Here is a 24,916-nt window from a genome sequence, read left to right on the forward strand (position 1 = left end):
CTCAAGCGCCCGCCGGTTGGGAGTATTCGACGTCGACCAGCCGGTCGCCGTCGTAGACCAGGGTGGTGAGCGAGGCCAGACCGCACTCGCGCCGCCGCGGGTCGTGCCACAGCCGCTTGCCGGTCAGGTGCAGCCGCAGCGTCCACACCGGCAGCTGATGACTGACGCACACCACCTCGTGGCCGGCGCCACGGACACGCGCCTTGTCCACCGCGGTGGACATCCGGTCCGCGATCTCGCGATAGGGTTCCCCCCACGACGGCGTGAGCGGGTTGCGCAGCTGCCACCACACCCGCGGGTCGCGCCAGGCGCCGTCGCCCGGGCTGACCCGCCGGCCTTCGAAGAAGTTGGCGGACTCAATCAGATCGGGGTCGGTGTCGATGGGCAGGTTGAACCCGGCCGCAATGGGTGTCGCGGTCTCCTGGGCTCGCTGCAGCGGCGAGGCGATGACCGCGACGATGTCGCGGTCGGCCAGCGCGTCGGCGACCGCGGCCGCCTGCGCTTTCCCCTTGTCGGACAACTGAAATCCGGGCAGCCGGCCGTATAGGATGCCGCCGGGGTTGTGCACCTCGCCGTGCCGCATCACGTGCACCCGGGTTTGCTCGGCCATCAGGACTTCCCCTCCCGGGTCGCGCTTGCGGCCGCACGCGCCGCGCCGGGCAACGCGGCCGCGATGCGCTCGAACGCGGTCTCGTCGAGTGCCGCCGAAACGAACCACGCTTCGAAGGCACTGCACGGCGGGTACACGCCCGCGTCCAGCAGGGCGTGGAAGAACGGCGGATAGCGCCAGGTCTGACTGTTGCGTGCGGACGCGAAGTCGGTGACCGGCGCGTCCGCGAAGAACACACTGAGCATATTGCCGGCTCGCGGAATCTGGTGCGGTACACCGGCATTGGTGAGGGATTCGGAGAACAGCCCGGCCAGCCGACCGGCGTTGGCGTCCAGCGCGGTGTAGACGGCGTGGTCGGCGGCACGCAGCGTGGCCAGCCCGGCGGCCATCGCGACCGGGTTGCCCGACAACGTGCCGGCCTGATACACCGGCCCCAGCGGCGCGAGGCGCTCCATCACCTCGGCCCGCCCGCCGAACGCGGCGGCCGGCAGCCCGCCGCTCATCACCTTTCCGAAGGTGAACAGGTCGGCGCCGACCGGATCGATTCCGTACCAACCGCTTCGGCTGACCCGGAAGCCCGTCATCACCTCGTCGATGATCAGCAACGCGCCGTGCTCGGCGGTGATCGCGCGCAGCGCCGCGTTGTAGCCAGCGGCCGGTGGGACAACGCCCATGTTGCCCGGGCTGGCCTCGGTGATCACCGCCGCGATCTGGTCGCCGAACCGGGTGAACGTCTCGCGCACCGCGTCAATATCGTTGTAGGGCAATACAATTGTGTCGGCCGCGGCGGCGCCGGTGACCCCGGGCGAGGAGGGCAGACCCAGCGTCGCCACCCCGGAACCCGCGTCGGCGAGCAACGCGTCCGCGTGGCCGTGATAGCAGCCGGAGAACTTGATGATCTTGGCGCGCCCGGTGAAACCGCGGGCCAGCCGCACCGCGCTCATGGTGGCCTCGGTACCCGAGTTCACCAGCCGCAGCCGCTGGACCGCCGGCACCCGGCCGATGATCTCGGTGGCGAGCTCGGTCTCCGCGGGAGTCGGCGCCCCGAACGACAGCCCCGAGGCCGCGGCCTTGGCGACCGCGTCGACCACGGCCGGGTGCGCGTGGCCGAGAATCATCGGGCCCCACGAGCAGACCAGGTCGACGTAGCGGTTGCCGTCGGCGTCGGTGAGCCAGCAGCCGTGCGCCTCGGTGATGAAGCGCGGCGTGCCACCCACCGCGGTGAAGGCGCGTACCGGTGAGTTCACCCCGCCGGGGATCACCGCGCACGCGGCGTCGAACAAACTCGCCGAGGTGCCCACAGACGTGGTCGTCTGCTCAGTGCTGCCCATGCCGACCAGTGTTCCAGCCTCCGCGACCCGATCAACTACAGGGTGTAAGAGTCCCGCTACGGGGTTGAGGGGTTCGGGCACCGCGAGTTGGATGGTGGTTATGCAACTTCCCCAGCGCCTGGCCCGCTTCAACCGGTATGTCACCAACCCGATTCAACGGATGTGGGCCGGCTGGGCCCCATCATTCGCCATCATCGAGCACGTCGGACGGCGCTCCGGAAAGTCCTATCGCACGCCGGTCAGCGCGTTCAGCGCCACCGTCAACGGCAAACCCGGCATCGCGGTGCTGCTGACCTACGGCCCCGATCGCGACTGGTTGAAGAATCTCGACGCGGCCGGCGGCGGGCAGATGCGCCGCCACGGCAAAACGTTCGGCATCGCCGACGCTCAGGTCGTCACCAGGGACGAGGCAGCCGAGCACATCGGGCCTCGAGTGCAAAAGGTGTTCGGCCGGCTGCCGTTCGAGCAGGCCGTGCTGTTCACCAAGACGTCCTAACCGACCCGGCCCCGGGCACGCGCGACGGCGTAGATCGCCAGCACCACCGCCCACGACAGCAGGCTGAGCCAGAGCTGGCTGCGGGTGGAGCCGTCGAACGCCATCTGCACCAGCACGGCGGTGATCCCGGCCAGCGTCAGGATCGACAGCACCGGGAAGAACCACATCTTCACCCGGAGTTTCTCCGCGGGTGTCCGGCGGCGCAGCACGATCTGCGAGAGCGCGATCAGCCAGTAGACGAACAGGATGATCGCGCCCGACGAGTTGAGCAGGAAAAGAAATACCGTGTGCGGCGCCAGCCACGACACGATGACACACCCGAAACCGATCGCCGACGAGAACAAGATGGCGAAGTGCGGGACGCCGCGCCGGCTGAGTTGGACTAATCGCATCGGCGCTTCGTTGCGGGCGGCGAGCACGAACAGCATGCGCGACGCCGTGTAGAGCCCGGAGTTCAGGCAGGACAGCACCGCGGTGAGCACCACCGCGTTCATCACCTGATCCGCGCCGGCCAGGCCCATCTGCTTGAACACCGCGACATAGGGCGATGCTTCGAGCTCCACCGAATTCCACGGCAGGATGACGACGACCAAAAAGACCGAACCCACGAAGAAGACTGCGATGCGCGCGACAACCGATCTGGTCGCCCGCTGGACCGCAAGTGCGGGGTCGCGACTTTCGGCGGCGGCGATCGTGACGATTTCGGCGCCCACCATCGAGAAGATCACCACCACGATCGCGGCGAACACCGCGCCGACGCCTTTCGGGAAGAACCCACCGTGCGCGGTCAGGTTCTCCAAGCCGACGTGGTGACCCGGCCACAGGCCGAGCACGAACACCGCGCCGATCCCCAGAAAGATCACGATCGTAGCGACTTTGATTCCGGCGAACCAGAATTCGAATTCGCCGAACGATGCCACCGAGAACAGGTTCGTCGCGGTCATCAGCACCATCAGGCACAGCGACAGCACCCATAGCGGGGCGTGGAACCAGTAGTTGAGAACTTTGCCGCCGGCGACCGCCTCGAATCCGACGACGATCACCCAGAAGTACCAATACAGCCAGCCCGCCGAAAACCCGGCCCAGCCGCCCAGCGCCTTGGCCGCGTAATCGGCGAACGATCCGGTTGACGGGTTGGCGGCCGCCATCTCGCCCAGCATCCGCATCACCAGCACAACCAGCACGCCGCAAAGCGCATACGTCAGGAATGCGGCGGGCCCGGTATTGCAGATCACCACGCCCGAGCCGACGAACAATCCGGCGCCGATCACGCCGCCGAGCGAGATCATACACAGCTGTCGTAGCGAAAGCCCTTGGCGTAGTTGAGTATTGGTACCATCTTCGGGCTCATCGAATTCATTACCCGCAGACGGCCGCATCCGGGGGACGCTAGCGGGCTTCACCGCCGACGGCAACCACCGACTACAGGTACAGGTCTTGGTCGCGGATCAGCGCCGTGGCGAACACGCTAATCGCCGCGGTCGCAACCAGATACCCGCACGCCAGCCAGGGCGCGCCACCGACGGCGGCAATCAGCGCGGTGAGGATCATCGGCGTCACCCCGGATGCGTACACGCCCGAGAATTGGTAGACGAACGACAAACCGGTGTAGCGCGTGCCGGTCGGATACAGCGACGAGTACAGCGTGCCTTGCGCGCCGTAGAACAACGCGTGCAGGACACCGAACACCAGGATCATCGCCAACCCGAACCAGACCAGGTTCCTGGTACCGAACATGGCGAACGCCGGAAAGGCCGCCAGCCCGTAGAGCGCCACGCCGATCAGGTACACCCGGCGCGCGCCGTACCGATCGGTCAACGCTCCGGAAACGGGCAGCAGCACCGCCATCAACAGCGCGGCGATGGTCACCACGATCAGCACCGACACCCTGTTTAAGCCCAACGCGCCGGTGGCATAGCTGATCGCGAACACACCCCAGGTGTTGAAGGCCGAGCCTTCGGCCCAACGAGACAGCAGTCCCAGCAACGTGTTTCGCCGAGACCGAGGTTCGCGTAGGACTTCCCGGATCGGCACGGTGGACGATGCCTCGAGGTCGCGTAGCTGCCGGAAGGCCGGGGTTTCTTCGACCCGAAGCCGCACCACGACGCCGATCACCACCAGCACCACACTCAGCAGGAAGCCGATGCGCCAGCCGTACGCGAGAAATCGCGTGGGGCCCAACACAACCTGTAGGAACGCGAAGACGCCGGTGCCCAGCGCCAGTCCCAACGCCAAGCCGATCTGCGGGATGGCCCCGTAGCGGCCGCGCCGGTCGCCGGGGCTGTGTTCGACGGCCAGCAGCACCGCGCCGCCCCATTCGCCGCCGAGCGCAAAACCCTGCAGCACGCGCAACACCAGCAGCAGCACCGGCGCCCACGCCCCGATCTGAGCCGCGGTCGGCAGCGCCCCGATCAGCGCGGTCGCGACGCCCATGATCAGCATCGTCAACGCCAAGCTGCGCTTGCGTCCGATGCGATCTCCGATGTGGCCGAACACCAGACCGCCGATGGGCCGCATCACGAACCCGACGGCGAAGGTCGCGAATGCCAGCAGCGTGCCCACCACGGAGCTCGCGTTCGGGAAGAACACCTTGCTGAAAACCAGTCCGGCCGCGGTCGCGTAGAGGAAGAAGTCGTACCACTCCACCGTGGTGCCGAGCAGGCTCGCGGCGACGACGGTCCGCAGCCGCCGGCGGCGGTCGGCGTCGGATTCGCCGGGAATGTCCGGCACCGCTATCGACGCAGCGGGCAGCGTCGTCGCCACCGCTATTGCGCCGAGGCCACGGCGAACGGCGTCGCGGAGGCCGGTTGGGTCTTGCGGTTGGGGTGTTTCCACACGCCCCGGCGCTCCAGCAATGGCAGCACGCCCTCGCCGAACCAGTAGGCCTCTTCGAGGTGCGGGTAGCCCGACAGGATGAAGTGGTCGATGCCGAGGTCGGCGTATTCGAGCAGCCGCTCGGCGACCTCCTCATGCGACCCGACCAGCGCGGTGCCCGCACCGCCGCGCACCAGGCCGACACCTGCCCACAGATTGGGCGCGATCAGCAGCCGATTGTTGTTGCCGCCGTGCAACTTCAGCATCCGGCGCTGGCCCTCGGATTCGCTGCGTGCCAGGCTGGCCTGCACTCGCTCGATATCTGCAGGATCGATCGCCGACAGCAGCCGGTCGGCTTCGGCCCACGCTTGCTCGGCGGTGGGGCGGCTGATCACGTGGATCCGTAAACCGAATTGCAATGTCCGGCCGGCATCGGCGGCCAGCCCGCGCACCCAGTCCAATTTCTCGCCGACGGCCGCCAGCGGTTCGCCCCAGGTGAGGTAGACGTCGGCGTATTTGGCGGCAACGGGGCCCGCCGATCCCGACGATCCGCCGAAGAACACCGCGGGCACCGGGTCGGGCCGGTTGTTGAGCTGCGCGCCCTCGATCGCAAGGTGCTCACCGGCGAACGTCACCGGTTCTGTCGAAGTCCACAGTTGGCGCACCACATTCAAGAATTCGGCGGTACGCGTGTAGCGCGCCTGCTTGTCCAGATAGTCGCCGTAGGCCCGCTGCTCGTGCGCTTCGCCGCCGGTGACGACATTGAGCAGCAACCGGCCATCCGAGTGCCGCTGAAACGTGCCGGCCATCTGTGCGGCCAGCGTGGGACTGAGCAGACCCGGGCGGAATGCCACCAGGAACTTCAGCGCCTCGGTGCGTTCGATCAGCGTCGCCGTCGTCAACCAGGCGTCCTCACACCACAATCCGGTCGGTGTGAGCACCGCTTCAAAGCCGTTGTCTTCGGCGGCGGCACAAATCTGGTGCAAATAGCGCAAAGTCGCGGGACGGTCGCCGTGCATCGACGTGCCGTGTCCGCCGGCGACGAGGTTGCGCGAATCCCCGTACGTCGGCAAAAACCAGTGAAATGCCAGGCTCATTCAATCCTCTTCCGCTCTTGATCAGCATTGGGCCGGCGGTGCAAAGCCGGCACGAAAGTTCCAGCGTCCCCAAGCCGGCCGCGGCACGCGAGGGTTGTAACCTGCCAGATTCCATTGGGCCGGACGGGCCGGGTGGTGTCGCACGTCACTGGTCGATGACTGCCGCATCACAATGCCCTTCCAAACGGCGTGGCAGGGTCGGAAAAACCCAGCCGGCCCGGCATTATGACGCTCGTGCCTGATCTGAACCGCCGCGCGGTGCTGCGAATGGGCGCCAGTGCCAGCGTTGCGGCCGCGGGCGCGTGGGCTTTGAGCGCCTGGCTGGACCCGCTGGAACCACAGGCGGCGCCCCAGCCGATGTCACCCTCCCCGTTCGAGCCCTCCACCGCGAGCAGCAACCTGCCCACCAAACTCACCGGCTCGTTCATCTCGAAGGCGCGCGGCGGCGTCAAGACCAATTGGGTGATCGCGTTGCCGCCCGGGCAGACTCCGCAGAGCGGCCTGCTGCGCCCGGTGATCGCGTTGCACGGCAAGGACGGCGACGCGAACATGATGCTCGACTGCGGTGTGCCTGACGCGCTTGCCCGGTTGGTCAAGGAGGGCAAGCCGCCGTTCGCCGTGGTGGGAGTCGACGGCGGTTCCGATTCCTACTGGCACAAACGGGCCGACGGCAGCGACTCGGGTGCGATGGTCCTCGACGAGCTGCTGCCGATGCTGGGTTCGATGGGCCTCGATACGTCCCGGGTCGGCTTCATGGGCTGGTCGATGGGCGGCTACGGGGCGCTGCGTCTGGGCGCCAAGCTGGGGCCGTCGCGGACCGCGGGAATCTGCGCGATCAGCCCGGCGCTGTACTCGTCCTACGCCGATTGCGCGCCCGGGGCGTTCGACAGCAACGACGACTGGATGGCGAACAGTGTGCTGGGCCTGCCGGCGTTGTCACAGATCCCGCTGCGGGTGGACTGCGGCACCTTCGACCGCTTCTATCCCGCCACCCGCCAATTCGTCGGCCAACTGCAAACTCCGCCGGCTGTCAGCTTCACTGTCGGCGGCCATGACATCACCTGGTGGCGCCTGCAGTTACCCGGCGAAATCTCCTGGCTCGCGACGTAGCGGGGGCACCCGAAAAAGGTATGACAGTCCGGCAGGAAACCCCCGCCAGCCCGCCCTCACCAGCGGGCGATGGCCCCACCCGGCAAATACAGCGGCGCGGATTCCGACCGGACATCGAAGGCCTGCGGGCCGTCGCGGTCGTCGCCGTCGTGCTCTACCACGCGGGCATCCCCGGTACCGCCGGCGGATTCATCGGCGTGGACGTCTTCTTCGTCATCTCCGGATTCCTGATCACCGGACTGCTCTGGCGCGAGGTCAGCGGCGCCAATACCGTTGCACTGGGCCGCTTTTACGGCGCGCGGGCCCGCCGGCTGTTGCCGGCCGCGGCCACCGTCGCTGTCGTTACCGCGATCGGAGCGGCCATCGTGCTGCCGCCGCTGCAGGCGCGAACCGTCTTCCTCGACGGCATCGCCAGCGCGCTCTACGTCGGCAACTACCGGTTCGCCAGCCAAGGCACCGACTACCTGAACGCCGACGTGCCGTCGCCGTTCAAGCACTACTGGTCGCTGGGTGTCGAGGAACAGTTCTACCTGGTGTGGCCGGTGTTGATCATCGGCACCGCGTGGCTGGTCGGACGCGTGCGCCGCGAGGCCCAGCCCAATTCCAAGGCCAAGGCCATGCCATACGCAGTGGTGCTGGCGTTGGTCGCCGCGGCCTCGTTGACGGCAGCGGTGGTGTGGACCCGAGCCTCGCCGCCGTGGGCATTCTTCTCGCTGCCCACCCGCGCCTGGGAACTGGCCGTCGGGGGTCTGGTCGCGCTGTCGATCGAGCAGTGGCGCCGGCTGCCGCTGCTGCCCGCGGCGATCGCCGGATGGGGCGGCCTGGCCCTGATCCTGCTGACCTGCACACAGCTGGGGCCCGCCACGCCTTACCCCGGCACCGCGGCGCTGCTGCCCGTGCTGGGCACCGCGCTGGTGATCGGCGGCGGCTGTGCCACCCGCAGCCTGGGCGTCGGTCGCCTGCTGTGCCGCCCGGCGATGCGCGCGATCGGGCGGGTGTCCTATTCCTGGTACCTCTGGCACTGGCCGGTGTTGTTGCTGTTGGCGCGGCTGCTCGGTGAGCCCGCCGGCCTGGCGGCCCGGCTGACCGGCACCGCCGTCTCGGCCGGGCTCGCGGTGATCACCTTCTACCTGGTGGAGAATCCCGGCCGATTCGCCGCGGCCCTGCGCCGGTCGGCCAAGGCCAGCCTGGCGGTGGCCGGGATCGCCAGCGCGGCCACCGCGTCCGCGTGCGTGCTGTTGCTGACGGTGATACCGGTGCCGGTCGGCCACGGACCGGCCGCGGCGAAGGCCAACATCATGGCGCTGCCGACGGCCGCCCCCGGCGGCCCGAACGCCACCGATCCCCGGGAAGCGGCCGTCCAGCAGGCCCTCACACAGGTGCGCGCCGCCATCGCGGCCGCCGCGGGCCTGCGGGCCGTCCCGTCGAATCTGGACCCGCCACTTGCCCAGGCGCCGGCCGACAAGGCCGCCGTCTTCGTGAACGGCTGCGTGCGCTCCTGGCGCGACGTCGGCCAAAGCGAGTGCGCGACAGGCGACACCGGCTCGCCGACAACGGTCGCCCTGCTCGGCGACTCGCACGCGGCGATGTGGAACCCGGCCTTTCAGCAGGTTGCCCAGCAGCGACACTGGCGGCTGGAGACGCTGGCCAAAGTGACCTGCCCGGTGCAGGACCTGCCCATCGACAGCCCCTATCTCGGCCGCGAGTACACCGAGTGCGAACAGTGGCGCGGCCAGGTCATCGCCCGCGTGGCCGCCGAACACCCGCGTCTGGTCGTGCTGGACATGAGCCGGCGCTACGGCAGCGACTTCGGCTTCGTGTCCTACGACCCGGCGTGGATCGAGACCCTGGGCCGCACCGTCGCACAGCTGCGCCGTACCGGCGCGACGGTCCTGGTCCTAGGCCCTGCCCCGGATCCGCAATCCCCGGTACCCACCTGCCTGTCCGGACATCTGGACGACGCCACCGCCTGCGCGCCGAGCCGGTCGGCTGCGGTCAACGACGATGGCATCTCCAAGGAGCGCGCGGCCACCACCGGAAACGGCGGTCACTATGCCGATCTCACCGACTTGTTCTGCACGGCCGAGCGCTGCCCAATGATCGTCGGTAACACCCTGGTCTTCCGCGACGACAACCACGTCACAAGCGAATATGCACAACTGTTGGCACCGGTGCTGGGTGCGCTGGCGGATCGTGCCATAACGGACGGATGACGTTGCGATGACTTTCTTTGCAAATGAACCCCGCCACAATCCCGAACGTGTTACGAATGTAAGGGTTTTGGAGGTTTGAAATGTCCCCGCTGTTGTTGGTCTGCATCGCGGCTGCTACGCCAGTCGTCGGGATTGGGTTGATGCAGCTGCAGGCACGCCTGGAGCAGTGGGACTACGAGCGGCACGCAGAAGACTAAGCACCAACCGTTGGCGCGTTAATGCCTTGCGCGGCTGGCATTTTGACGGGGGGCCAGCCCGTTGAAAATATCGATGCCTCGTTACGTGAGCAATTGCGTACGAATCAGCGGTGCAATCTTGTCGGCCATGTATCGATGCCCAGCGTCGTTGGGGTGCACGCCATCCGGGCCGATCAGGTCGGGCCTGTCGACGAACCAACGCGCGCCGATCGGGTCGACGAACGCGGCGCCCGCGGCACGCGCCTCAGAGTTCAGCACGTCGCGAATCTGCAGTATGTCCCCGGGCACATCGGCGGTCGGCCAGGGCGGCCCGATCACCAGGAATCTCGCCGACGGCGCGAGGATGCGCGCGAGAGTGAAGGCGTCGCGAGCCCGTCCGGCCAACAGACCCGGATCTGAGCCCTGATCGTTGCGGGAGCCGTAGAACACCACCAGCACGTCGTCCGGCTTGGCCACCCTGGACGTCAGGTCTTGAAAGATGCTGCCGTGGTCGCCGGGCACCACATACCCGGCTCGGCCCTCAGCCGCCACGTCGGGGGCGATCTGCATACCTCGCTTGGTCAGCGTCTGCCAGGTAAGAGCGGTCCATGCTTTCGGGCCCAGGCCGCCTTCGTCGGTGCCGGTCGTATAGGAGTCGCCGATCACCGCGATGTGGGTGAGCCGGGAGCTCAGCGTCGATATGCCGCGGGCCCGCATCGGAGCCGGCAGCCCCACGACCTCGACGATCAGGCCTACCAGCAGAGCGAGATTAACGACGAACGCGGCCAGGCGACTCACTTCTACCTCCCCCTGTGCACGGCATGGCGGTGTGCTGCACCCCATTCAACGGAAATCGTACGAAGAACCGGCGCGAACGGACCGTCAACGCGCTGTCACTCCTATGTGATCCATGTCCGAGCCGGTCGGCAAAGTTCAAGCTACCAGTGCGGCGCGCCTACCGTGGGCGAATCCGCATCCGAGAGATTTTGGGGCACAGCATGATTCGCGGGCACTCGTCATACCGCGCGGGCGGTAACCGATGCCGGCCCGCCGTCGATCGGGTGTACCTTGACCGGACCCGACTCACTGGACTCGGGTCGCTGGGCCGCGGGCCGGACGTCGACCATCCTGCGCATCCAGCGGCGGGCCGGCTCCTCCACGAAGTGATAGAGCAGGCTCGAAAGCGCCAGGGCGATGACAAATAGGCCAAGGACGTTCCATTTCCAGGGCGAATCGGATTCCCACGGCGTGAGCTTGAATTGCTCGACCGCCCATCCCCAGGATGTATGCACCAGCTCGTGCACCATGTACAGGCAGAACGAGATCTGCCCGCCGTACACCAGCACCCGGGTAGACAGCAGTCTCGGCAGGCCGCCCAGGCCGACCGCCAGCGTGATCACCAGCGGAATGAACAGCGCGTCGACCACCCCACCACTGTCGTTTTCCACGACTCCGGTGATGGGATGCGCGTTGAACCAGTAGAGGACCCCCACCACGGCAGCCAGCAGTAGCAGGGAGAGGTATCCGGCGACGTGGCGGCCGCGCTCGGTCAGCCGCAATCGGCGCACGGCGGCGCAGGCCAGCGCCCCCGCGGCGAACTGCGTCACGATCCGCGGTAGCCAGCTCCACGGCGTGTAGAAATGGCCGCTGGCCAACAGCAGCACCACCGGCGGCAGCGAGGCCGCCACGGCCAGAAACATCAGGGTCCGGGCCCGGGTGGCCAGCTTCATCCGGAAGACCACCAGCGCGAGCAGACCGAACAGCAGGTAGGCGAGCCATTCCGCGCTGATCGACCAGGCGGGCCCGTCCCAGCTTGTCCCGTCGAAGAACGGCTCGAACCACAACTGCACGAGCAGCACCTGGCGCACATAGCTGATCGCGGTGAGGTCATTGGCCTCGGGCAACGGGACATGACCGACGTGCAGTGACAGGATCACCAACAGCGCGGCCAGATGCAGGGTGACCAGGTAAACCGGCCACACCCGGGCCAGCCGCAGCCACAGGAAGTGCAGGGTCTCGCGCGTCGACCAGGACCGGCCCATCCGGTCGAGATAGTTCCAGGCCAGCACGAATCCGCTGAGGATGAAGAACAGATCGACACCTTGGGCGCCGCAGTTGAGTACCGGCGCGAGGTTCTCGCGGAAATCAGGCGAGATATCGCTGAGCATCGGCCGGAAGTGGAACAGCACCACCCACACCGCGGCGACGATGCGCAATCCCGTCAGGGCTTTGATCTCACCCTTGATCTCTGCGGTGCGCACGACGCTCTTTCGGTCTGGACTCATGCAGTTTCGTTTGCCTTCTCACCCGGCTGACCGGGCGATATCGCCCTATCACAAGCCCCCAGACTCACAACCGGTAGCCAGAGCAGCCTAACAGCGCGATAGCCCGGATCGCGCCACGGCGGCGGTGTGGCCGCCTCTTTACCTCCAGAGGGCGCTTCGGGTCAGCTTTTTAGCAAACAGTTAGACGCGGCTTCCGGTCTCCTTAGGTTTGGCGGGCAACGTTATAGCTAGCTTCGGTCGGCGTCGTGTCGGCCTTGCATCAGTACGGGAATTGGGGCGTCATGACGATCGCGATGACCACTCGGCAGGGAAATGGCAGCATCGACTGCGGTGGGGCCGAGGTTCGGGCCCACTGCCGCCACCTCGCGACGGTGGTGACCATCCGCGGGGAGATCGATGCCGTCAATGTCGACCGGGTCCGCGATTGCCTTCGCCGTTTCATCGTCGGTGACACTCCCGTGGTGCTCGACATCAGCGACGTGAGCCACTTCGCCGGGGCCGGCTTCTCGCTGCTGTACACGTTCGACGAGGACTGCCGCGGGGCCGGCATGGAGTGGACGCTGGTCGCCCGCCCCGATGTCACCGAACAGCTGGTCGCGGCGGACGGCGATTCCGCGTTTCTGACCGCCGGCTCGGTGCCCGAGGCGTTCGGCGACCTTGCCGACGCGGTCGTCTACCGGCGCCGGCTGGCGCTGCCGCTGATCAGGAAGACGGCTTAGCGCTGCGGCTTGCTTGCCACAGCCGCGACGTTCCGAGGACGGCCAGCACTCCGGCGATCGTCGCCAGCAGCATGGCCAATAGCGCAGGGTCGTAAACCAACGAGGTGGTCGACGGCTGCCCGTCCGTGATCGGCGCGACGCCCACGATGTGACGGGCATGCAGCCAGCTCGCCCCGACACCGACCAATGCCGCACCAGCCAGGCCGAGTTCGACCAGAGCCCGGTAGCGGGCCATCACAGCTGCGACCCTTCGTCATCGTGACCATCGATATCGAAGGCGTCCGATCGGGCCGGCTCCACCCGCTCCTGCACCAGCGGGGTCAGCGCTTCCCGAAGGCGACGATGCCGTTTCGCCCACGCCTGCGCGGTGCGACCCCCGGTGAGCTTCAGGCCGATGCCGGTCCGGCCGCGCGGAACACCGAACAGTTCACCGAGCGCCCGCGCCGACTGCCACCTCGCCAGCTCCTTGTCGGAATTCGCCGGATTCTCGGGCTCGGGAAACACCTTGATGATTTCGCGCACCAGGATGGTCTCGGAGCCCTGACGCAAGGCGTCGTCGGTCAGTTCGACGGAAACGTGGATGCGTGCCGCCTTCACCTGCAGTGAGATGAACGCCGAGACCATCACCAAAAAGATCGCCGGAACCCACAGCGATATCGCGGCGCCACTCCATATTTCGATCAGGATCATTGACGCCGCCGCCGCCGGGCCGCTCAGCACCCAAAGCCAGCTGGCGCCGGGTTCGTAGAAAAGCGGTTTGGGGTTGACATCCCTCACTGTGGTCATTGGAGCCTCATCCCCTGATTGTCTACCGCCGCGGTGGCCGTTAGGAAAGCCAGCCTGCCGCTTGCGCGGCCCAATAGGTGAGCACGATGTCGGCTCCGGCGCGGCGAATGCTGGTCAGCGACTCCAGAGCAGCGGCACGCCCGTCGATCCAATTGTTCGCTGCCGCAGCGCAAATCATCGCGTACTCCCCCGACACCTGGTAGGCGGCCACCGGCACCGGCGAAACCTCCGCGGCGGCGGCCACCACGTCGAGGTAGCTCATCGCCGGTTTGACCATAATGATGTCGGAGCCCTCGTCGATGTCCAATTCGACCTCACGCACCGCTTCCCGGACGTTCCCGGGCTCCTGCTGGTAGGTGCGACGATCACCGGAGAGGCTCGAACTCACCGCTTCCCGGAACGGGCCGTAGAACGCCGAAGCGAACTTCGCCGCGTAGGCCAGGATCACCACGTCGGTGTAGCCGGCGACGTCCAGGCCGTCCCGAATGGCGCTCACCTGCCCGTCCATCATCCCGCTCGGCCCCACCACGTGAACGCCTGACTCTGCTTGCGCCACAGCTAATTTCACGTAGCGGCCCAGGGTAGCATCGTTGTCGACCCGCCCGCGGGCGTCGAGGACGCCGCAGTGACCGTGGTCAGTGAATTCGTCGAGGCAGGTGTCCGCCATCAGCACCGTGGCGTCACCGAGATCCTTGGCCAGGTCCCGAAGCGCGACGTTGAGAATGCCGTCGGGGTCGGTGCCGGCCGAGCCGGTCGCGTCCTTGTCCTCGTCGCGCGGCACACCGAACAGCATCAGCCCGCCCACCCCCGCCGCCACCGCATCGGCGGCGGCACGGCGCAGCGACTCGCGGGTGTGCTGCACGACATCGGGCATCGACGGGATCGCACGCGGCTCGTCGATGCCGTCGGCGACAAACATCGGCAGCACCAAATGTCTTGGTTCCAAAGATGTTTGCGCCACCAGGCGACGCAACGCGGGGGTGGAACGGAGCCGACGCGGCCGCTGCCGCGGGTAGGAGCCACCGCTCATGAACGGCGACCCGCCGCATCAGGCTTCGCCGCGCTGGCGATCGCCATTAGCGCCTGCGACTCTTCTTACGCGGCGGTGGCAGCGCGCCCTCGGCCCGCAACCGCGCGGCGTGTTCGGCCAGCGCGTCGACCAGTGGACCGACGGCAGCAGTCTCGGGCTGCACATCCACCCGCAAGCCGAACTCGGCGGCGGTCTCGGCCGTCTTGGGACCGATGCAGGCAATGATGGTGCGCGCGTGTGGCTTACCGGCGATGCCGACCAGGTTGCGCACCGTCGAGCTGGAGGTGAAGCACACCGCGTCGAAGCCGCCCGTCTTGATCATCTCCCGGGTGGCCGCCGGCGGCGGCGCCGCACGCACCGTCCGGTACGCGGTGACATCCTCAATCTCCCAACCGCGTTCGCGCAGCCCCTCGGCCAGCGTCTCGGTGGCGATGTCGGCACGCGGCAGCAATACCCGGTTCACCGGATCGAAAATGCTGTCGTAGGGCGGGAAGTCATCCAGCAGGCCCAGCGAGGACTGTTCCCCGGCCGGCACCAGCTCGGGGCTGATCCCGAAAGCCCGGACCCGGTCCGCCGTCGACTCACCGACGCAGGCGATCTTCACGCCGGAGAACGCGCGGGCGTCCAGCCCGAACTCGCCGAACTTCTCCCACACCGCGCGGACCGCGTTGGTGGAAGTGAACACCACCCACTGGAACCGGCCATCGACCAATCCCTTGACGGCTCGTTCCATCTGGGCGGGGCTACGCGGCGGCTCGACGGCGATGGTCGGCACCTCGACCGGCAGCGCGCCGTATGAGGTCAGCCGATCACTCATCTCGCCGGCCTGGTCCTTGGTGCGCGGCACCAGGACGGTCCAGCCGTACAGCGCCCGGCTCTCCCACCAGTTCAGCTTCGCGCGGCTGTTCACCGTCTTGCCGATGGTCACCACCAGCGGTCCGGTCAGCGGGCCCGCGGGGTCACCGGCGCCGGCCACGACCGCCGGATCGAGCAACCCGTGCAGCGTGGTTTCGACCGAACGCTGCTGACAGGTGGTGCCCTGTGAGGTCACGACGCACGGGGTGGTCTCGGACAGCTCGTGCTCGATCAGGGTGCGGGCCGCGTCGGCCAGATGCGTCGGGGTGGCCTGCAGGATCAGCGGTCCGGGAGCCGCGGCCAGCGCCTCCCAGTCCACGTCGCCGCGCACATCGGCAACCGTGTGCGAGGAGCCCAGCGGCAGACCCGCATAGGTCGGTACCGCATTGGTCGCGGCCAGGCCGGGCACGATCTCGACATGCAGGTGAGTCCGCGCGACGGCGTTCACCTCGCTGATGACCGCGTCGAGCGTCAGCGGGTCACCGGAGACCAGCCGCACCACGTCAACGCCCGTGCGGGCCTCTGCGGTCAGCGTCTTGGCAACCTCGGCGGGCTCACCCAGCGCCGGGCGGATGTCGGCACCGCCGGACAGCACCGTCGGTGCAGCCTGAGGCTGATCCGGATCAAGTGAGCCGTCGGCCGTCGTCGGCGGTGGTTCGGCAGGCGCCGGGCCCGAAACGGGCGGCAGGTCCTTGCCGATCAGCGCCAGCACCGGTTCGGGTACGTCGGGATCGGTGAATACCAGGGCCGCATTGGCCAGCACTGTGGCCGCCCGCGTGGTCAACAATCCCGGGTCACCCGGGCCAGAGCCCACGAACGTGATGCGGCCCGGTCTCGGCTTGCGCCCTCGCGTCGTCATTGTCGCTCCCAAGTCACTCTCATTCAGTTTCCTTGCGCGGGGTCTTGCCGCGCTCCCCCAATCAGCTCTCCCGCGCCCAACTCCAGCAGCTCCGCGGCCACCGAGAGCCCCAACTCTCGAGCCCGCTGCGGAGCGCCGATGCCGGACGCACGGATCACATCCGATCCATCCAGCGCCGCCACGCAACCACGCAGCGACAGCTCGTCGAAGACGCGCCCGTCCTCATCAATGGACTCGACCACCTCAGCGATCGCTCCCACCGGTGCGGAGCAACCCGCCTCCAATTCGGCCAACAGAGTTCGCTCCGCGGTGACCGCAACACGTGTGTCGGAGTCGTCCAACTCCGCCAGCACTGCCGCCAGCCGGCTGTCATCAGCGCGGCATTCCACGGCGAGCGCGCCCTGAGCCGGTGCTGGCAACATTTGCACCGGCTCTAGCGTCTCGGTGACATCAGCGAGCCGGCCCAGTCGAGCCAGTCCGGCCCGGGCCACCACGATAGCGTCAAGATCACCACTACTTACCCTGTTCAACCTGGTATCTAGGTTGCCTCGTAGGGGGCGGATTTCCAAACCGAGACCCAGTGCTCTAAGCTGTGCGGCCCGCCGCGGCGAAGATGTCCCCACCAGCGAACCTGCCGGCAACTCCCCGAGCACCAGCCCGTCGCGCGCAACCAGCGCGTCGCGCGGGTCGTTGCGTGCCGGTATCCCCGCGATGGTGAACCTCGGGTCGTCGGCGGTTGGCAAATCCTTGTGCGAGTGCACCGCAGCGTCGACCCGGCCATCCAGAATGGCCTCGCGCAACGCCGTGGTGAAGACGCCCACCCCCAAACTCTCGATGGGCGCCGAGGACTGATCGCCAACTGTGCTGATGATCACCAACTCCGCGGGGTGGCCGTTGGCGATGAGAGTGTCTCTGATGACGGAGGCCTGAGTGGTGGCCAGCAGACTGCCCCGCGTGCCTAACCGAATCACGTGCGCCAATCGGCTACTCGGCGGACGGTATTGGGCCGCCCGACGCGGGATGGGTGTGCGTACCCGCGTCGAATCCCGTTGATACCACCGGTAATTCGCCTGCGGTGGCGACGGCGTCGACGGCGGTCTGGTCGAGTTCGAAAAGCTCGCGCAGGGCTTCGGCATAGCTGTCACCGCCGGGTGCGCTGGCGAGTTGTTTGATCCGCACCGTGGGTGCATGCAGCAGCTTGTCCACCACCCGCCGGACGGTGCGGGCGACCTCCTCGCGCTGGGTGCTCTCGAGTCCTGGAAGCCGGTTTTCCAGCCGCAGCAGCTCGGCTTCGACGACGTCGGCGGCGCGCTGGCGCAGCGCGGTGACTGTCGGGGTGACCTCGGCCATCCGCTGCCCCGCCAGGTAGGCGGCAACCTCGGCGGCCACGATGTGGCGAGCGGCGTCGACGTCGCCGGCGGCGGCGTGCGCCGCGGGCTCGTGTTGGATCCGCTCCACGTCGACGACCCAGACGCCGGGGAGTCCGGCCACCGCGGGATCGACGTCGCGCGGCATGCCCAGGTCGCAGATCAGCAGCGGGTGACCGGCTTCGTCGCGCTGCGCGGCGGCCAGCGCGTTGTGGACGTCGGCCAGCGACACCACGGGGCTTACCGCTCCGGTACAGCTCACCACGACGTCGGCACCGGCCAGCGCGTCGGCGAGCCGGTCGAGCGTCAGCGTCTGGGCGCGCACCCCCGATTCGCGGATCTTGCGGACCAGCCGTTGTCCCCGGGACAGCGAACGGTTGAGGACGATGATCTGGTCGATGCCGGCACGGGTCAGGTGTGCGGCCGCCAGTGCGCCCATCGCTCCGGCTCCGACGACGACCGCGGTCCTGCCCACCAGCCCGTCCACCTTGCGTTCGGCCATGCCCAGCGCGACCGAGACCACCGAGGCACCGGCAGCGTCGATGGCGGTTTCGGAGTGCACTCTTTTGCCCACCGACAGCGCACGTTGGGCCAGCTCATGCAGTACCCGTCCGACCGTGCGATTCGCCTCGGCGGCGGCGTAGGCCCGGCGGACCTGTCCCAGCACCTGCTGTTCGCCGATCACCGCGGAGTCCAGCCCGCTGGCAACGGCGAACAGGTGCTCGACGGCGGCCTCGCTGTAGCGCACGTAGGCGTATTTGGTGAGGTCGCCCATCGACATTCCGGAGTATTCGGACAGCACCTGCCCGATTGCGGCCAAACCGCCGTGGAACGCATCGACGACCGCGTAGACCTCGACCCGGTTGCAGGTCGAGAGCACCATGGCCTCGGTGACCAGCGGCGATTGCAAGACCCGCTCGATGATCTTGTTGCGGTCGGATTCGTCGATACTGAGTTGTTCCAGAACGGAGACCGGCGCACTACGGTGCGAAACCCCGAAGAGCAAGATGCTCACGGCAGCATCACCTGGCCAGCTCCCTCGCTACTCCAGTAACTGAACTGGTGTCTACGGTAAACGTTTATTCGGTGGGCTACCAAATATTGAGTTGGCGCACACCTTGCTCGGGGCCCGCAGCGTTACCGGCCGAGGTCGGCGCGCAGCCGCGGCTCGTCGATCTCCCAGTAACTGTGCTCGCTGCCATTCAGCAAGATCACCGGTAGGCGGTCGCCGAACTCCGCCCGCAGCCCGGGGTTGCCGGACGCCGCGGCGGCGTCGACGTCGGTTGCCGCGAGGTCGAAATCCAGCTCCCCGGCCAGCTCAGCCAACCGTGCGTAAGCCCGCGCGCAGATGGTGCATCCATCGCGGGTCAGCAGCTCCACCTTCGGGCGGCCGGCGGCCTGGGTCATGCGACCAGTGTGGCATCGGCGCCGAACCGCTCGCCGGCCTCGGGGGCGCCCCGGGGTGAATTGTGGCGCGACCCGGCGATTATTAGGTTGCGGCTATGCATGCCGACAACAATCTGCGCGTCGATCCGCAGGTGATGCACGGATTTGCCGAGTCGCTGCTCGGGGGTGCCGAGAATCTGCGAAATCAGCTGGCCGGGCTGGACGGTCAGGTCGCCGAGATGCTGGGCGGCTGCCAGGGTGGATCGGGCGGCGCTTACTCGGCGGCGTGGGAGCGGTGGCGTCAGGGGGTGCGCGAGGTCGAGGCCGGATTGTCGATCCTGGCCACAGCGGTGGCCCACGCCGGTACGGGTTATCACGACAACGAAGCCTTTTCCACCCAAGCGATTCGACAGCTGCACGATGGCTGACGCGTTTCGGGTGGATCCGCTAGCCCTGGCCGAAGCCGTACAACGGATGGCCGAATTCCAGCGCTATGCGGAAAGCATGCTCAGCGAAATCGACTCGCTGGTAAGCAATCTGCACGCGACATGGTCGGGTGAGGCAGCGGCGGCGCACGCCGAAGCTCATCAGCACTGGGCTCGCGGCGAGGCGATGATGCGCGAGGCGTTAGGCCAATTGCGGACCGCGGGCGCCACGGCGCACGGCAACTACACCGGAGCCATGTCAACGAATCTGGCGATGTGGTCGTGAGGCGGGCATCCCGTTAGATCACCCGAGCCGGCCCCACCCGGACAACTACCCGTCAGATAGATCGGGTCGAATTTGATGGACAACGCCCGGATGGACGGCCGGCGCCGACCCAGTCCGGCGAACACCAAGTCCACGAAGGCATTTCGCGCGACCAGCCGAACACCACCGCACCGCCGGCGGTCGTGACACCATCCGATGCCAGAGGTGTAAACCTGCCGACCCCAACTGCCGGATAGGGTTAACAGCGGCCGCAACACCGGGCCACCAGGCGGCACGGTGATCTAGGAGGTGTGGCGATGACTTCCTCTGAGTCGGATGAGTCGATCAGCGCCGACCCCGCCGTTCGAGTCGACCTGGAATCGGTCGCCACGAACGCCAGCGCGGCCCGTGCGCTTGAAGGCTTGCAGGAAGCGACCGCTGCGGAGGGTGGCCCGCAACCGCCGATCGACCTGACCGCCGCCGCCTTCTTCGACGTGGACAACACGCTGGTGCAAGGCTCCTCCGCGGTGCATTTCGGACGCGGGCTGGCCGCACGTAACTACTTCACTTATCGCGATGTGGTCGGATTCATCTACGCGCAGGCCAAGTTTCAGCTGCTCGGCAAGGAGAACAGCGAGGACGTCGCCGCCGGCCGGCGCAAAGCGCTCACCTTCATCGAAGGCCGCTCGGTCGAGGAGTTGGTCGCTCTCGGCGAGGACGTCTACGACGAGATCATCGCCGACAAGATCTGGGATGGCACCCGCGAACTCACCCAGATGCACCTGGACGCCGGCCAGCAGGTGTGGCTGATCACCGCAACGCCGTATGAGCTCGCCGCTACCATCGCGCGCCGGCTCGGCCTGACCGGTGCGCTCGGGACGGTCGCGGAGTCGGTCGACGGCATCTTCACCGGCCGGCTCGTCGGGGACATCCTGCACGGTCCCGGCAAGGCACATGCCGTGCGGTCCCTGGCGATCCGCGAGGGCCTCAACCTCAAACGATGCACGGCCTATTCCGACAGCTACAACGACGTGCCCATGCTGTCGTTGGTGGGCACGGCGGTCGCCATCAACCCCGACGCGCGTTTACGCAGCCTGGCCCGCGAACGGGGATGGGAGATCCGCGACTTCCGGACCGCGCGCAAGGCGGCCCGGATTGGAGTGCCGTCGGCGCTGGCGCTCGGCGCGGCGGGCGGTGCGCTGGCGGCGTTGGCGTCGCGACGTCAATCACGCTGATAAGCTGCGCCGCTGAGCAACGATTCGAGTGGGGAGCGGGCAAAGCCATGACAACTCCAGAGGGCTCCAAGCACCTTCCAGAGGGGACCCAGAGCCTCATCGGCAGCCACTACCGGGCACCGGACTACTTCGAGGTCGGTCGAGAGAAGATCCGAGAGTTCGCGAGCTCGGTGCAAGACGAGCACCCGACGCACTTCAGCGAGATTGATGCCGCCGAGGCTGGGTATCCCGCCGTGGTGGCCCCGCTGACGTTCCTGGCGATCGCGGGCCGGCGTGTGCAGCTGGACATCTTCACCAAGTTCAGCATCCCGATCAATATCGCCAGGGTTCTTCACCGAGACCAGAAGTTCAAGTTTCACCGCCCGGTCCTGGCCCACGACAAGTTGCACTTTGACACGTATCTAGACTCGGTAATCGAGTCCCACGGCACCGTTATCGCGGAGATCCGCAGCGAGATCACCGATGCCGATGGGAACCCCCTCATAACCAGCACCGTGACGATGCTCGGTGAGGCTGCAAATCAGGAAGTCGGCGCTGAAGAAACCGTCGCCGCGATTGCGTCCATTTCTGCAGGAAAGTAGGGTCGATTTAATGACGTCACAGGGGGAAACAGGTGGCACCCAGTTAAAGCCACCGGTCGAAGCGGTCCGGTCCCACTACGACAAATCAAACGAATTCTTCAAGCTTTGGCTTGACCCGTCGATGACCTACAGCTGCGCCTACTTTGAAGAGCGTCCCAACATGACGCTCGAAGAAGCGCAGTTCGCCAAACGCAAGCTGGCGCTGGACAAGCTGAACCTAGAGCCCGGCATGACGCTGCTCGACATCGGCTGCGGCTGGGGTTCGACGATGCGCCACGCCGTCCAGGAGTACGACGTCAATGTGATCGGCCTGACGCTGAGCGAGAACCAGTTCGCCCACGACAAGGCGAAGTTCGAAGAGGTCGACAGTCCGCGTCGCAAAGAGGTGCGGATCCAGGGCTGGGAGCAATTCGACGAGCCGGTCGACCGCATCGTGTCACTGGGCGCATTCGAGCACTTCGCCGATGGCGCCGGTGACGCCGGATACGAGCGCTATGCCACGTTCTTCAAGAAGTACTACAACTTGCTGCCCGACGACGGCCGGATGCTGCTGCACACGATCGTGGTGCCCAGTGCCGAGCAGACCAAAGACAGCGGCTTGAAGATAAAGATGAGCCTGCTGCGCTTCATCAGTTTCATCCTCAGGGAGATCTTCCCGGGCGGGAAGTTGCCGCAGATCGACCAGGTCGACCACTACTCGACCCAGGCGGGTTTCAAGATCGAGCGCCATCACGAAATCGGATGGAACTACGTTCGGACGTTGAACGCCTGGGCGGATGCGCTCGAGGCACACAAGGAAGAGGCGATCGCCCTTAAAGGGCAGGAGACCTACGACATCTACATGCACTACCTGCGGGGCTGCTCGGATCTGTTCCGCGACGGCTACACGAACGTGTGCCAGTTCACCCTGGTCAAGTAACCGCTTGCATGCATAGTGCCCCGGCGCCCTGGCACCGGGGCACTTGCATATCTGCAGGCGACGTAGCGGAGTTAGGTCAAGACGCTGAAGCGAAAAGCTCAGCCCAAGAAGATGTTGCGGCGCCCGGCGAGCAGCCGGTACAGCGTCTGCTGGATCGTCTCGCGCACCTGATCTGTCAACTCGAAGGTGACCATCGGGTCCTCGGCGTCGGAGGGGGCGTAGTCGTTGGTGTAGATCGGCTCGCCGAACGCGATCCGCCACTTCGACGGCAGCGGCACCAGGCCGGCCGGCCCGGCCAACGGAAACAGCGGAGTGACCGGGAAGTAGGGCAGGCCGAACAGCCGCGCCAACAGCTTCACGTCGGTCAGCATCGGGTAGATCTCTTCGGACCCGATGATCGAGCACGGGATGATCGGCGCCCTGGTGCGCAACGCCGCCGTCACAAAGCCGCCGCGACCGAACCGCTGCAGCCGGTAGCGGTCCTCGAAGCGCTTGCCCAGGCCCTTGTAGCCCTCCGGGAACACCGCGGTCAGCTCGCCCGCGGCCAGCAGCCGGTGCACGTCGGTGGTGCAGGCCATGGTGTGACCCGCCTTGCGGGCGGCTTCGCCAATCAACGGCATGTCGAACACCATGTCGGCGGCGAGCAGCCGCATGTCGCGCTGCGCCGGATGCTCGTCGTGCACCGCCACCGACAACATCAGTCCGTCGAACGGCAACACCCCGGCGTGATTGGCCACCAACAGCGCGGCGCCTTCGCTCGGCAGGTTCTCGATTCCGGTGACCTCGACCCGGAACCACGACTTGAAAAAGAATCTCAGCAAAGGCCGGACGACGGCGTTGTTGAAGTGCGGATCGAACCCGAACTCGTCGACGGTGTAGTCGCCCGTCAACCGCTGCCGGAAGAATCCGGCAACCGCGGCGACCTGTTGGGCAAACTCGCTGAGCGGCGCTTCGGTTGCCGAAGTTCCGCCCCCGACGCGACGGTGCTCGTCGATTTCACGAACTACTGCGGCGAGCTGTTCGGCCGACGCCCGGTTGTGCGGATCGGAGAGCAGCGAGGGATGCTGACGCGAGGCTTCGGCTCTCCGGCGAGCTGCGACTCGACCCTTATTGCTGTGCAGGGGAATGACATTCGCTCTGGTTTCACCCGCCACGATATCTACCTGACCCCACCCCATGGAATTGGATTTCGGCTTCCCCAGCGCTGCGCTAAGGCTATGGCGCGACCCTCCAAGGAGCGTACCCCATGTGGGTCGATTATGGGAGTCAAGCCGCGACCACGAACGTAGTCGTCAAACGCCTCCGCCGTCGTCCATTTCGGCTGGTAGCCGAGCTCGGACTGCATCCTCGCCGTGTCCATGACTCGGCCATAGCTTAAGTAATTGAATTGTTCACGATTTATTTCGGTGTAACGGTTAGCCCGTCTCAGCGAATCCAGCGCCCACACCCCGAAACCGGGTACCGGCAACGGAATCCGGCCCGCCCTACGGATCGCCTGCGACAGCATGACGATGCCCTCGGCGCCGACGTTGAAGGTGCCGGCCTTGCCTGCCATCGCCGCACGCTCCAGCGCACCCAATGCATCTTGCTCGTGTAGCAACTGCAATCGCGCATCGCGGCCGAGCATGGTCGGCACCACCGGCCCGGCCAGATACCGCGACAGTGTGGTGTCCATCGCCGGCCCAATCATGTTGGCCAGCCTCAGAATCGTCACCGCGATGTCCGGCCGGCGCCGGCCCAGCCCGCGCACGTAGCCCTCGATATCGAGGCTGTCCTTGGCGAAACCACCGCGCAGGGGCCGACGGCTGCTGCTGTCCTCGGTGAACATCACCGGATCGCGGGGGCTCGACCCGTAGACCTCGGAGGTCGACTTCAGCACGACGCGTCGCACCGAGGGCGCTTTCTGGCAGGCCGCGAAAAGCTGCATGGCGCCCATCACGTTGAGTTCCTTCAGCGCCGCCGTCCCGCCGGAGCGCGGCGCATACGACGCCGCCGCGGCGTGCACCACCGTGTCGACGTCGCCGTTGCGAATCACCTTGGCTATGAAGGGATTACGAATGTCGGCGCGGACGAATTCGGCCCGGCCCATCCGGCGCAGCATGTCCTTGCTGGGGGCGATCGCGTCTACGGCGATAACGCCCTGGATCAGCGGGTTCTGCGCCAGCCGGGCAGTCAGGTAGCCACCGAGAAACCGGCACGCACCGGTAACCAGCACCACTTTCGGGTAGTGCATGGTGTTATCCGCGTTGTCGCCGGTTCCGGCGCCGCCCCCGCTCGACGAATCCACGCAAATAGCCTAACGGCCGAGACAAGCCCCGGCGCTACAGCGGCGCGGCAGTCGGCGAGTTCGGTAATGC

The 24,916-nt window shown here is 66.9% G+C and carries 25 protein-coding genes; 9 read left to right on the forward strand and 16 right to left on the reverse strand.

Annotated features, from left to right (window positions below; genetic code table 11):
• Position 1: 1 nt before the first annotated feature.
• Together H7K34_RS20705 and hemL are read right to left on the reverse strand one after the other, a co-directional pair.
• Positions 2-610 carry a histidine phosphatase family protein gene (locus H7K34_RS20705; RefSeq protein WP_264063945.1) on the reverse strand — a complete coding sequence of 203 codons (609 nt, stop codon included), beginning with the start codon at positions 608-610 and terminating at the stop codon, positions 2-4.
• The gene (hemL, locus tag H7K34_RS20710) at positions 610-1,941 is read right to left on the reverse strand and encodes a glutamate-1-semialdehyde 2,1-aminomutase (RefSeq protein ID WP_264063946.1); all 1,332 of its coding nucleotides are present in this window, start codon (positions 1,939-1,941) and stop codon (positions 610-612) included. Before hemL ends, H7K34_RS20705 begins: the two co-directional genes overlap by 1 nt.
• A 100-nt stretch (positions 1,942-2,041) precedes the next feature.
• Between hemL and H7K34_RS20715 the strand changes: the two genes are divergently transcribed.
• Positions 2,042-2,437: a nitroreductase family deazaflavin-dependent oxidoreductase gene (locus H7K34_RS20715; protein ID WP_264063947.1), complete on the forward strand. Its 396-nt coding sequence runs from the start codon at positions 2,042-2,044 to the stop codon at positions 2,435-2,437.
• Here H7K34_RS20715 and H7K34_RS20720 read toward each other — a convergent pair.
• Genes H7K34_RS20720 through H7K34_RS20730 form a run of 3 tightly spaced genes read right to left on the reverse strand, consistent with a single transcriptional unit; the run spans position 2,434 to position 6,348 of the window.
• Entirely contained in the window at positions 2,434-3,816 is a 1,383-nt protein-coding gene (locus H7K34_RS20720; RefSeq protein ID WP_264063948.1) for an amino acid permease, read from the reverse strand. The two genes, H7K34_RS20715 and H7K34_RS20720, sit on opposite strands and share 4 nt — an antisense overlap.
• 43 nt (positions 3,817-3,859) lie before the next feature.
• Positions 3,860-5,200, reverse strand: a complete 1,341-nt coding sequence (locus H7K34_RS20725) for an MFS transporter (RefSeq protein WP_372510823.1) — start codon at positions 5,198-5,200, stop codon at positions 3,860-3,862.
• 2 nt (positions 5,201-5,202) lie between these two features.
• Positions 5,203-6,348, reverse strand: a complete 1,146-nt coding sequence (locus H7K34_RS20730; protein ID WP_264063949.1) for an LLM class flavin-dependent oxidoreductase — start codon at positions 6,346-6,348, stop codon at positions 5,203-5,205.
• A 225-nt stretch (positions 6,349-6,573) separates the two neighbouring features.
• Here H7K34_RS20730 and H7K34_RS20735 point away from each other — a divergent pair, with 225 nt between their 5' ends.
• Both H7K34_RS20735 and H7K34_RS20740 read left to right on the forward strand, forming a co-directional pair.
• Positions 6,574-7,458, forward strand: a complete 885-nt coding sequence (locus tag H7K34_RS20735; RefSeq protein WP_272896328.1) for an alpha/beta hydrolase — start codon at positions 6,574-6,576, stop codon at positions 7,456-7,458.
• A 20-nt stretch (positions 7,459-7,478) separates the two neighbouring features.
• On the forward strand, positions 7,479-9,671 hold the full coding sequence (locus H7K34_RS20740) for an acyltransferase family protein (RefSeq protein WP_264063950.1): 2,193 nt from the start codon (positions 7,479-7,481) through the stop codon (positions 9,669-9,671).
• 278 nt (positions 9,672-9,949) lie between these two features.
• On the opposite strand, the gene H7K34_RS20745 is transcribed toward H7K34_RS20740, so the two are convergent.
• Together H7K34_RS20745 and H7K34_RS20750 are read right to left on the reverse strand one after the other, a co-directional pair.
• On the reverse strand, positions 9,950-10,645 hold the full coding sequence (locus H7K34_RS20745) for an Rv0518 family GDSL lipase (protein ID WP_264063951.1): 696 nt from the start codon (positions 10,643-10,645) through the stop codon (positions 9,950-9,952).
• 218 nt (positions 10,646-10,863) lie between these two features.
• Complete coding sequence (locus H7K34_RS20750) at positions 10,864-12,108, reverse strand: acyltransferase family protein (protein ID WP_264064814.1); 1,245 nt, start codon at positions 12,106-12,108, stop codon at positions 10,864-10,866.
• Positions 12,109-12,413: 305 nt separating this feature from the next.
• Between H7K34_RS20750 and H7K34_RS20755 the strand changes: the two genes are divergently transcribed.
• The gene (locus H7K34_RS20755; RefSeq protein WP_264064815.1) at positions 12,414-12,851 is read left to right on the forward strand and encodes an STAS domain-containing protein; all 438 of its coding nucleotides are present in this window, start codon (positions 12,414-12,416) and stop codon (positions 12,849-12,851) included.
• On the opposite strand, the gene H7K34_RS20760 is transcribed toward H7K34_RS20755, so the two are convergent.
• The 7 genes from H7K34_RS20760 to H7K34_RS20790 all read right to left on the reverse strand — a co-directional run bounded on the left by H7K34_RS20760 (position 12,835) and on the right by H7K34_RS20790 (position 19,155).
• Entirely contained in the window at positions 12,835-13,089 is a 255-nt protein-coding gene (locus H7K34_RS20760; protein ID WP_264063952.1) for a hypothetical protein, read from the reverse strand. The genes H7K34_RS20755 and H7K34_RS20760 overlap by 17 nt on opposite strands.
• Positions 13,086-13,637 carry a DUF3093 family protein gene (locus tag H7K34_RS20765; protein ID WP_264063953.1) on the reverse strand — a complete coding sequence of 184 codons (552 nt, stop codon included), beginning with the start codon at positions 13,635-13,637 and terminating at the stop codon, positions 13,086-13,088. Before H7K34_RS20765 ends, H7K34_RS20760 begins: the two co-directional genes overlap by 4 nt.
• Before the next feature lie 40 nt (positions 13,638-13,677).
• Positions 13,678-14,667, reverse strand: a complete 990-nt coding sequence (gene hemB / locus H7K34_RS20770) for a porphobilinogen synthase (RefSeq protein ID WP_264063954.1) — start codon at positions 14,665-14,667, stop codon at positions 13,678-13,680.
• A 46-nt stretch (positions 14,668-14,713) separates the two neighbouring features.
• A complete protein-coding gene (locus H7K34_RS20775) occupies positions 14,714-16,381 on the reverse strand; it encodes a bifunctional uroporphyrinogen-III C-methyltransferase/uroporphyrinogen-III synthase (RefSeq protein ID WP_264063955.1) in 1,668 nt (555 codons plus the stop codon).
• A gap of 23 nt (positions 16,382-16,404) precedes the next feature.
• Positions 16,405-17,352: a hydroxymethylbilane synthase gene (hemC, locus tag H7K34_RS20780; RefSeq protein ID WP_264063956.1), complete on the reverse strand. Its 948-nt coding sequence runs from the start codon at positions 17,350-17,352 to the stop codon at positions 16,405-16,407.
• 13 nt (positions 17,353-17,365) lie between these two features.
• Complete coding sequence (locus H7K34_RS20785) at positions 17,366-18,763, reverse strand: glutamyl-tRNA reductase (RefSeq protein ID WP_264063957.1); 1,398 nt, start codon at positions 18,761-18,763, stop codon at positions 17,366-17,368.
• 122 nt (positions 18,764-18,885) lie between these two features.
• A complete protein-coding gene (locus H7K34_RS20790) occupies positions 18,886-19,155 on the reverse strand; it encodes a glutaredoxin family protein (RefSeq protein ID WP_264063958.1) in 270 nt (89 codons plus the stop codon).
• 95 nt (positions 19,156-19,250) lie between these two features.
• Here H7K34_RS20790 and H7K34_RS20795 point away from each other — a divergent pair, with 95 nt between their 5' ends.
• From H7K34_RS20795 to cmaA2, 5 genes are all read left to right on the forward strand, one after another.
• Positions 19,251-19,562: a WXG100 family type VII secretion target gene (locus tag H7K34_RS20795; RefSeq protein ID WP_264063959.1), complete on the forward strand. Its 312-nt coding sequence runs from the start codon at positions 19,251-19,253 to the stop codon at positions 19,560-19,562.
• The gene (locus H7K34_RS20800) at positions 19,555-19,845 is read left to right on the forward strand and encodes a WXG100 family type VII secretion target (RefSeq protein WP_264063960.1); all 291 of its coding nucleotides are present in this window, start codon (positions 19,555-19,557) and stop codon (positions 19,843-19,845) included. Before H7K34_RS20795 ends, H7K34_RS20800 begins: the two co-directional genes overlap by 8 nt.
• A gap of 296 nt (positions 19,846-20,141) precedes the next feature.
• Positions 20,142-21,059 (forward strand): HAD family hydrolase, encoded by a 918-nt coding sequence (locus tag H7K34_RS20805; protein ID WP_108926287.1) that lies wholly within the window; start codon positions 20,142-20,144, stop codon positions 21,057-21,059.
• A gap of 47 nt (positions 21,060-21,106) precedes the next feature.
• Positions 21,107-21,640, forward strand: a complete 534-nt coding sequence (locus H7K34_RS20810) for an FAS1-like dehydratase domain-containing protein (RefSeq protein ID WP_264063961.1) — start codon at positions 21,107-21,109, stop codon at positions 21,638-21,640.
• Positions 21,641-21,650: 10 nt separating this feature from the next.
• A complete protein-coding gene (gene cmaA2, locus H7K34_RS20815; protein ID WP_264063962.1) occupies positions 21,651-22,559 on the forward strand; it encodes a cyclopropane mycolic acid synthase CmaA2 in 909 nt (302 codons plus the stop codon).
• A gap of 98 nt (positions 22,560-22,657) precedes the next feature.
• On the opposite strand, the gene H7K34_RS20820 is transcribed toward cmaA2, so the two are convergent.
• Both H7K34_RS20820 and H7K34_RS20825 read right to left on the reverse strand, forming a co-directional pair.
• Positions 22,658-23,737, reverse strand: a complete 1,080-nt coding sequence (locus H7K34_RS20820; RefSeq protein ID WP_264063963.1) for a lysophospholipid acyltransferase family protein — start codon at positions 23,735-23,737, stop codon at positions 22,658-22,660.
• Entirely contained in the window at positions 23,719-24,846 is a 1,128-nt protein-coding gene (locus tag H7K34_RS20825) for an SDR family oxidoreductase (protein WP_372510825.1), read from the reverse strand. The genes H7K34_RS20820 and H7K34_RS20825 overlap by 19 nt, the downstream gene beginning before the upstream one ends.
• Between the last annotated feature and the right edge of the window lie 70 nt (positions 24,847-24,916).

The sequence above is a fragment of the Mycobacterium montefiorense genome, from assembly GCF_025823255.1.
Classification (GTDB): Bacteria; Actinomycetota; Actinomycetes; order Mycobacteriales; family Mycobacteriaceae; genus Mycobacterium; species Mycobacterium montefiorense.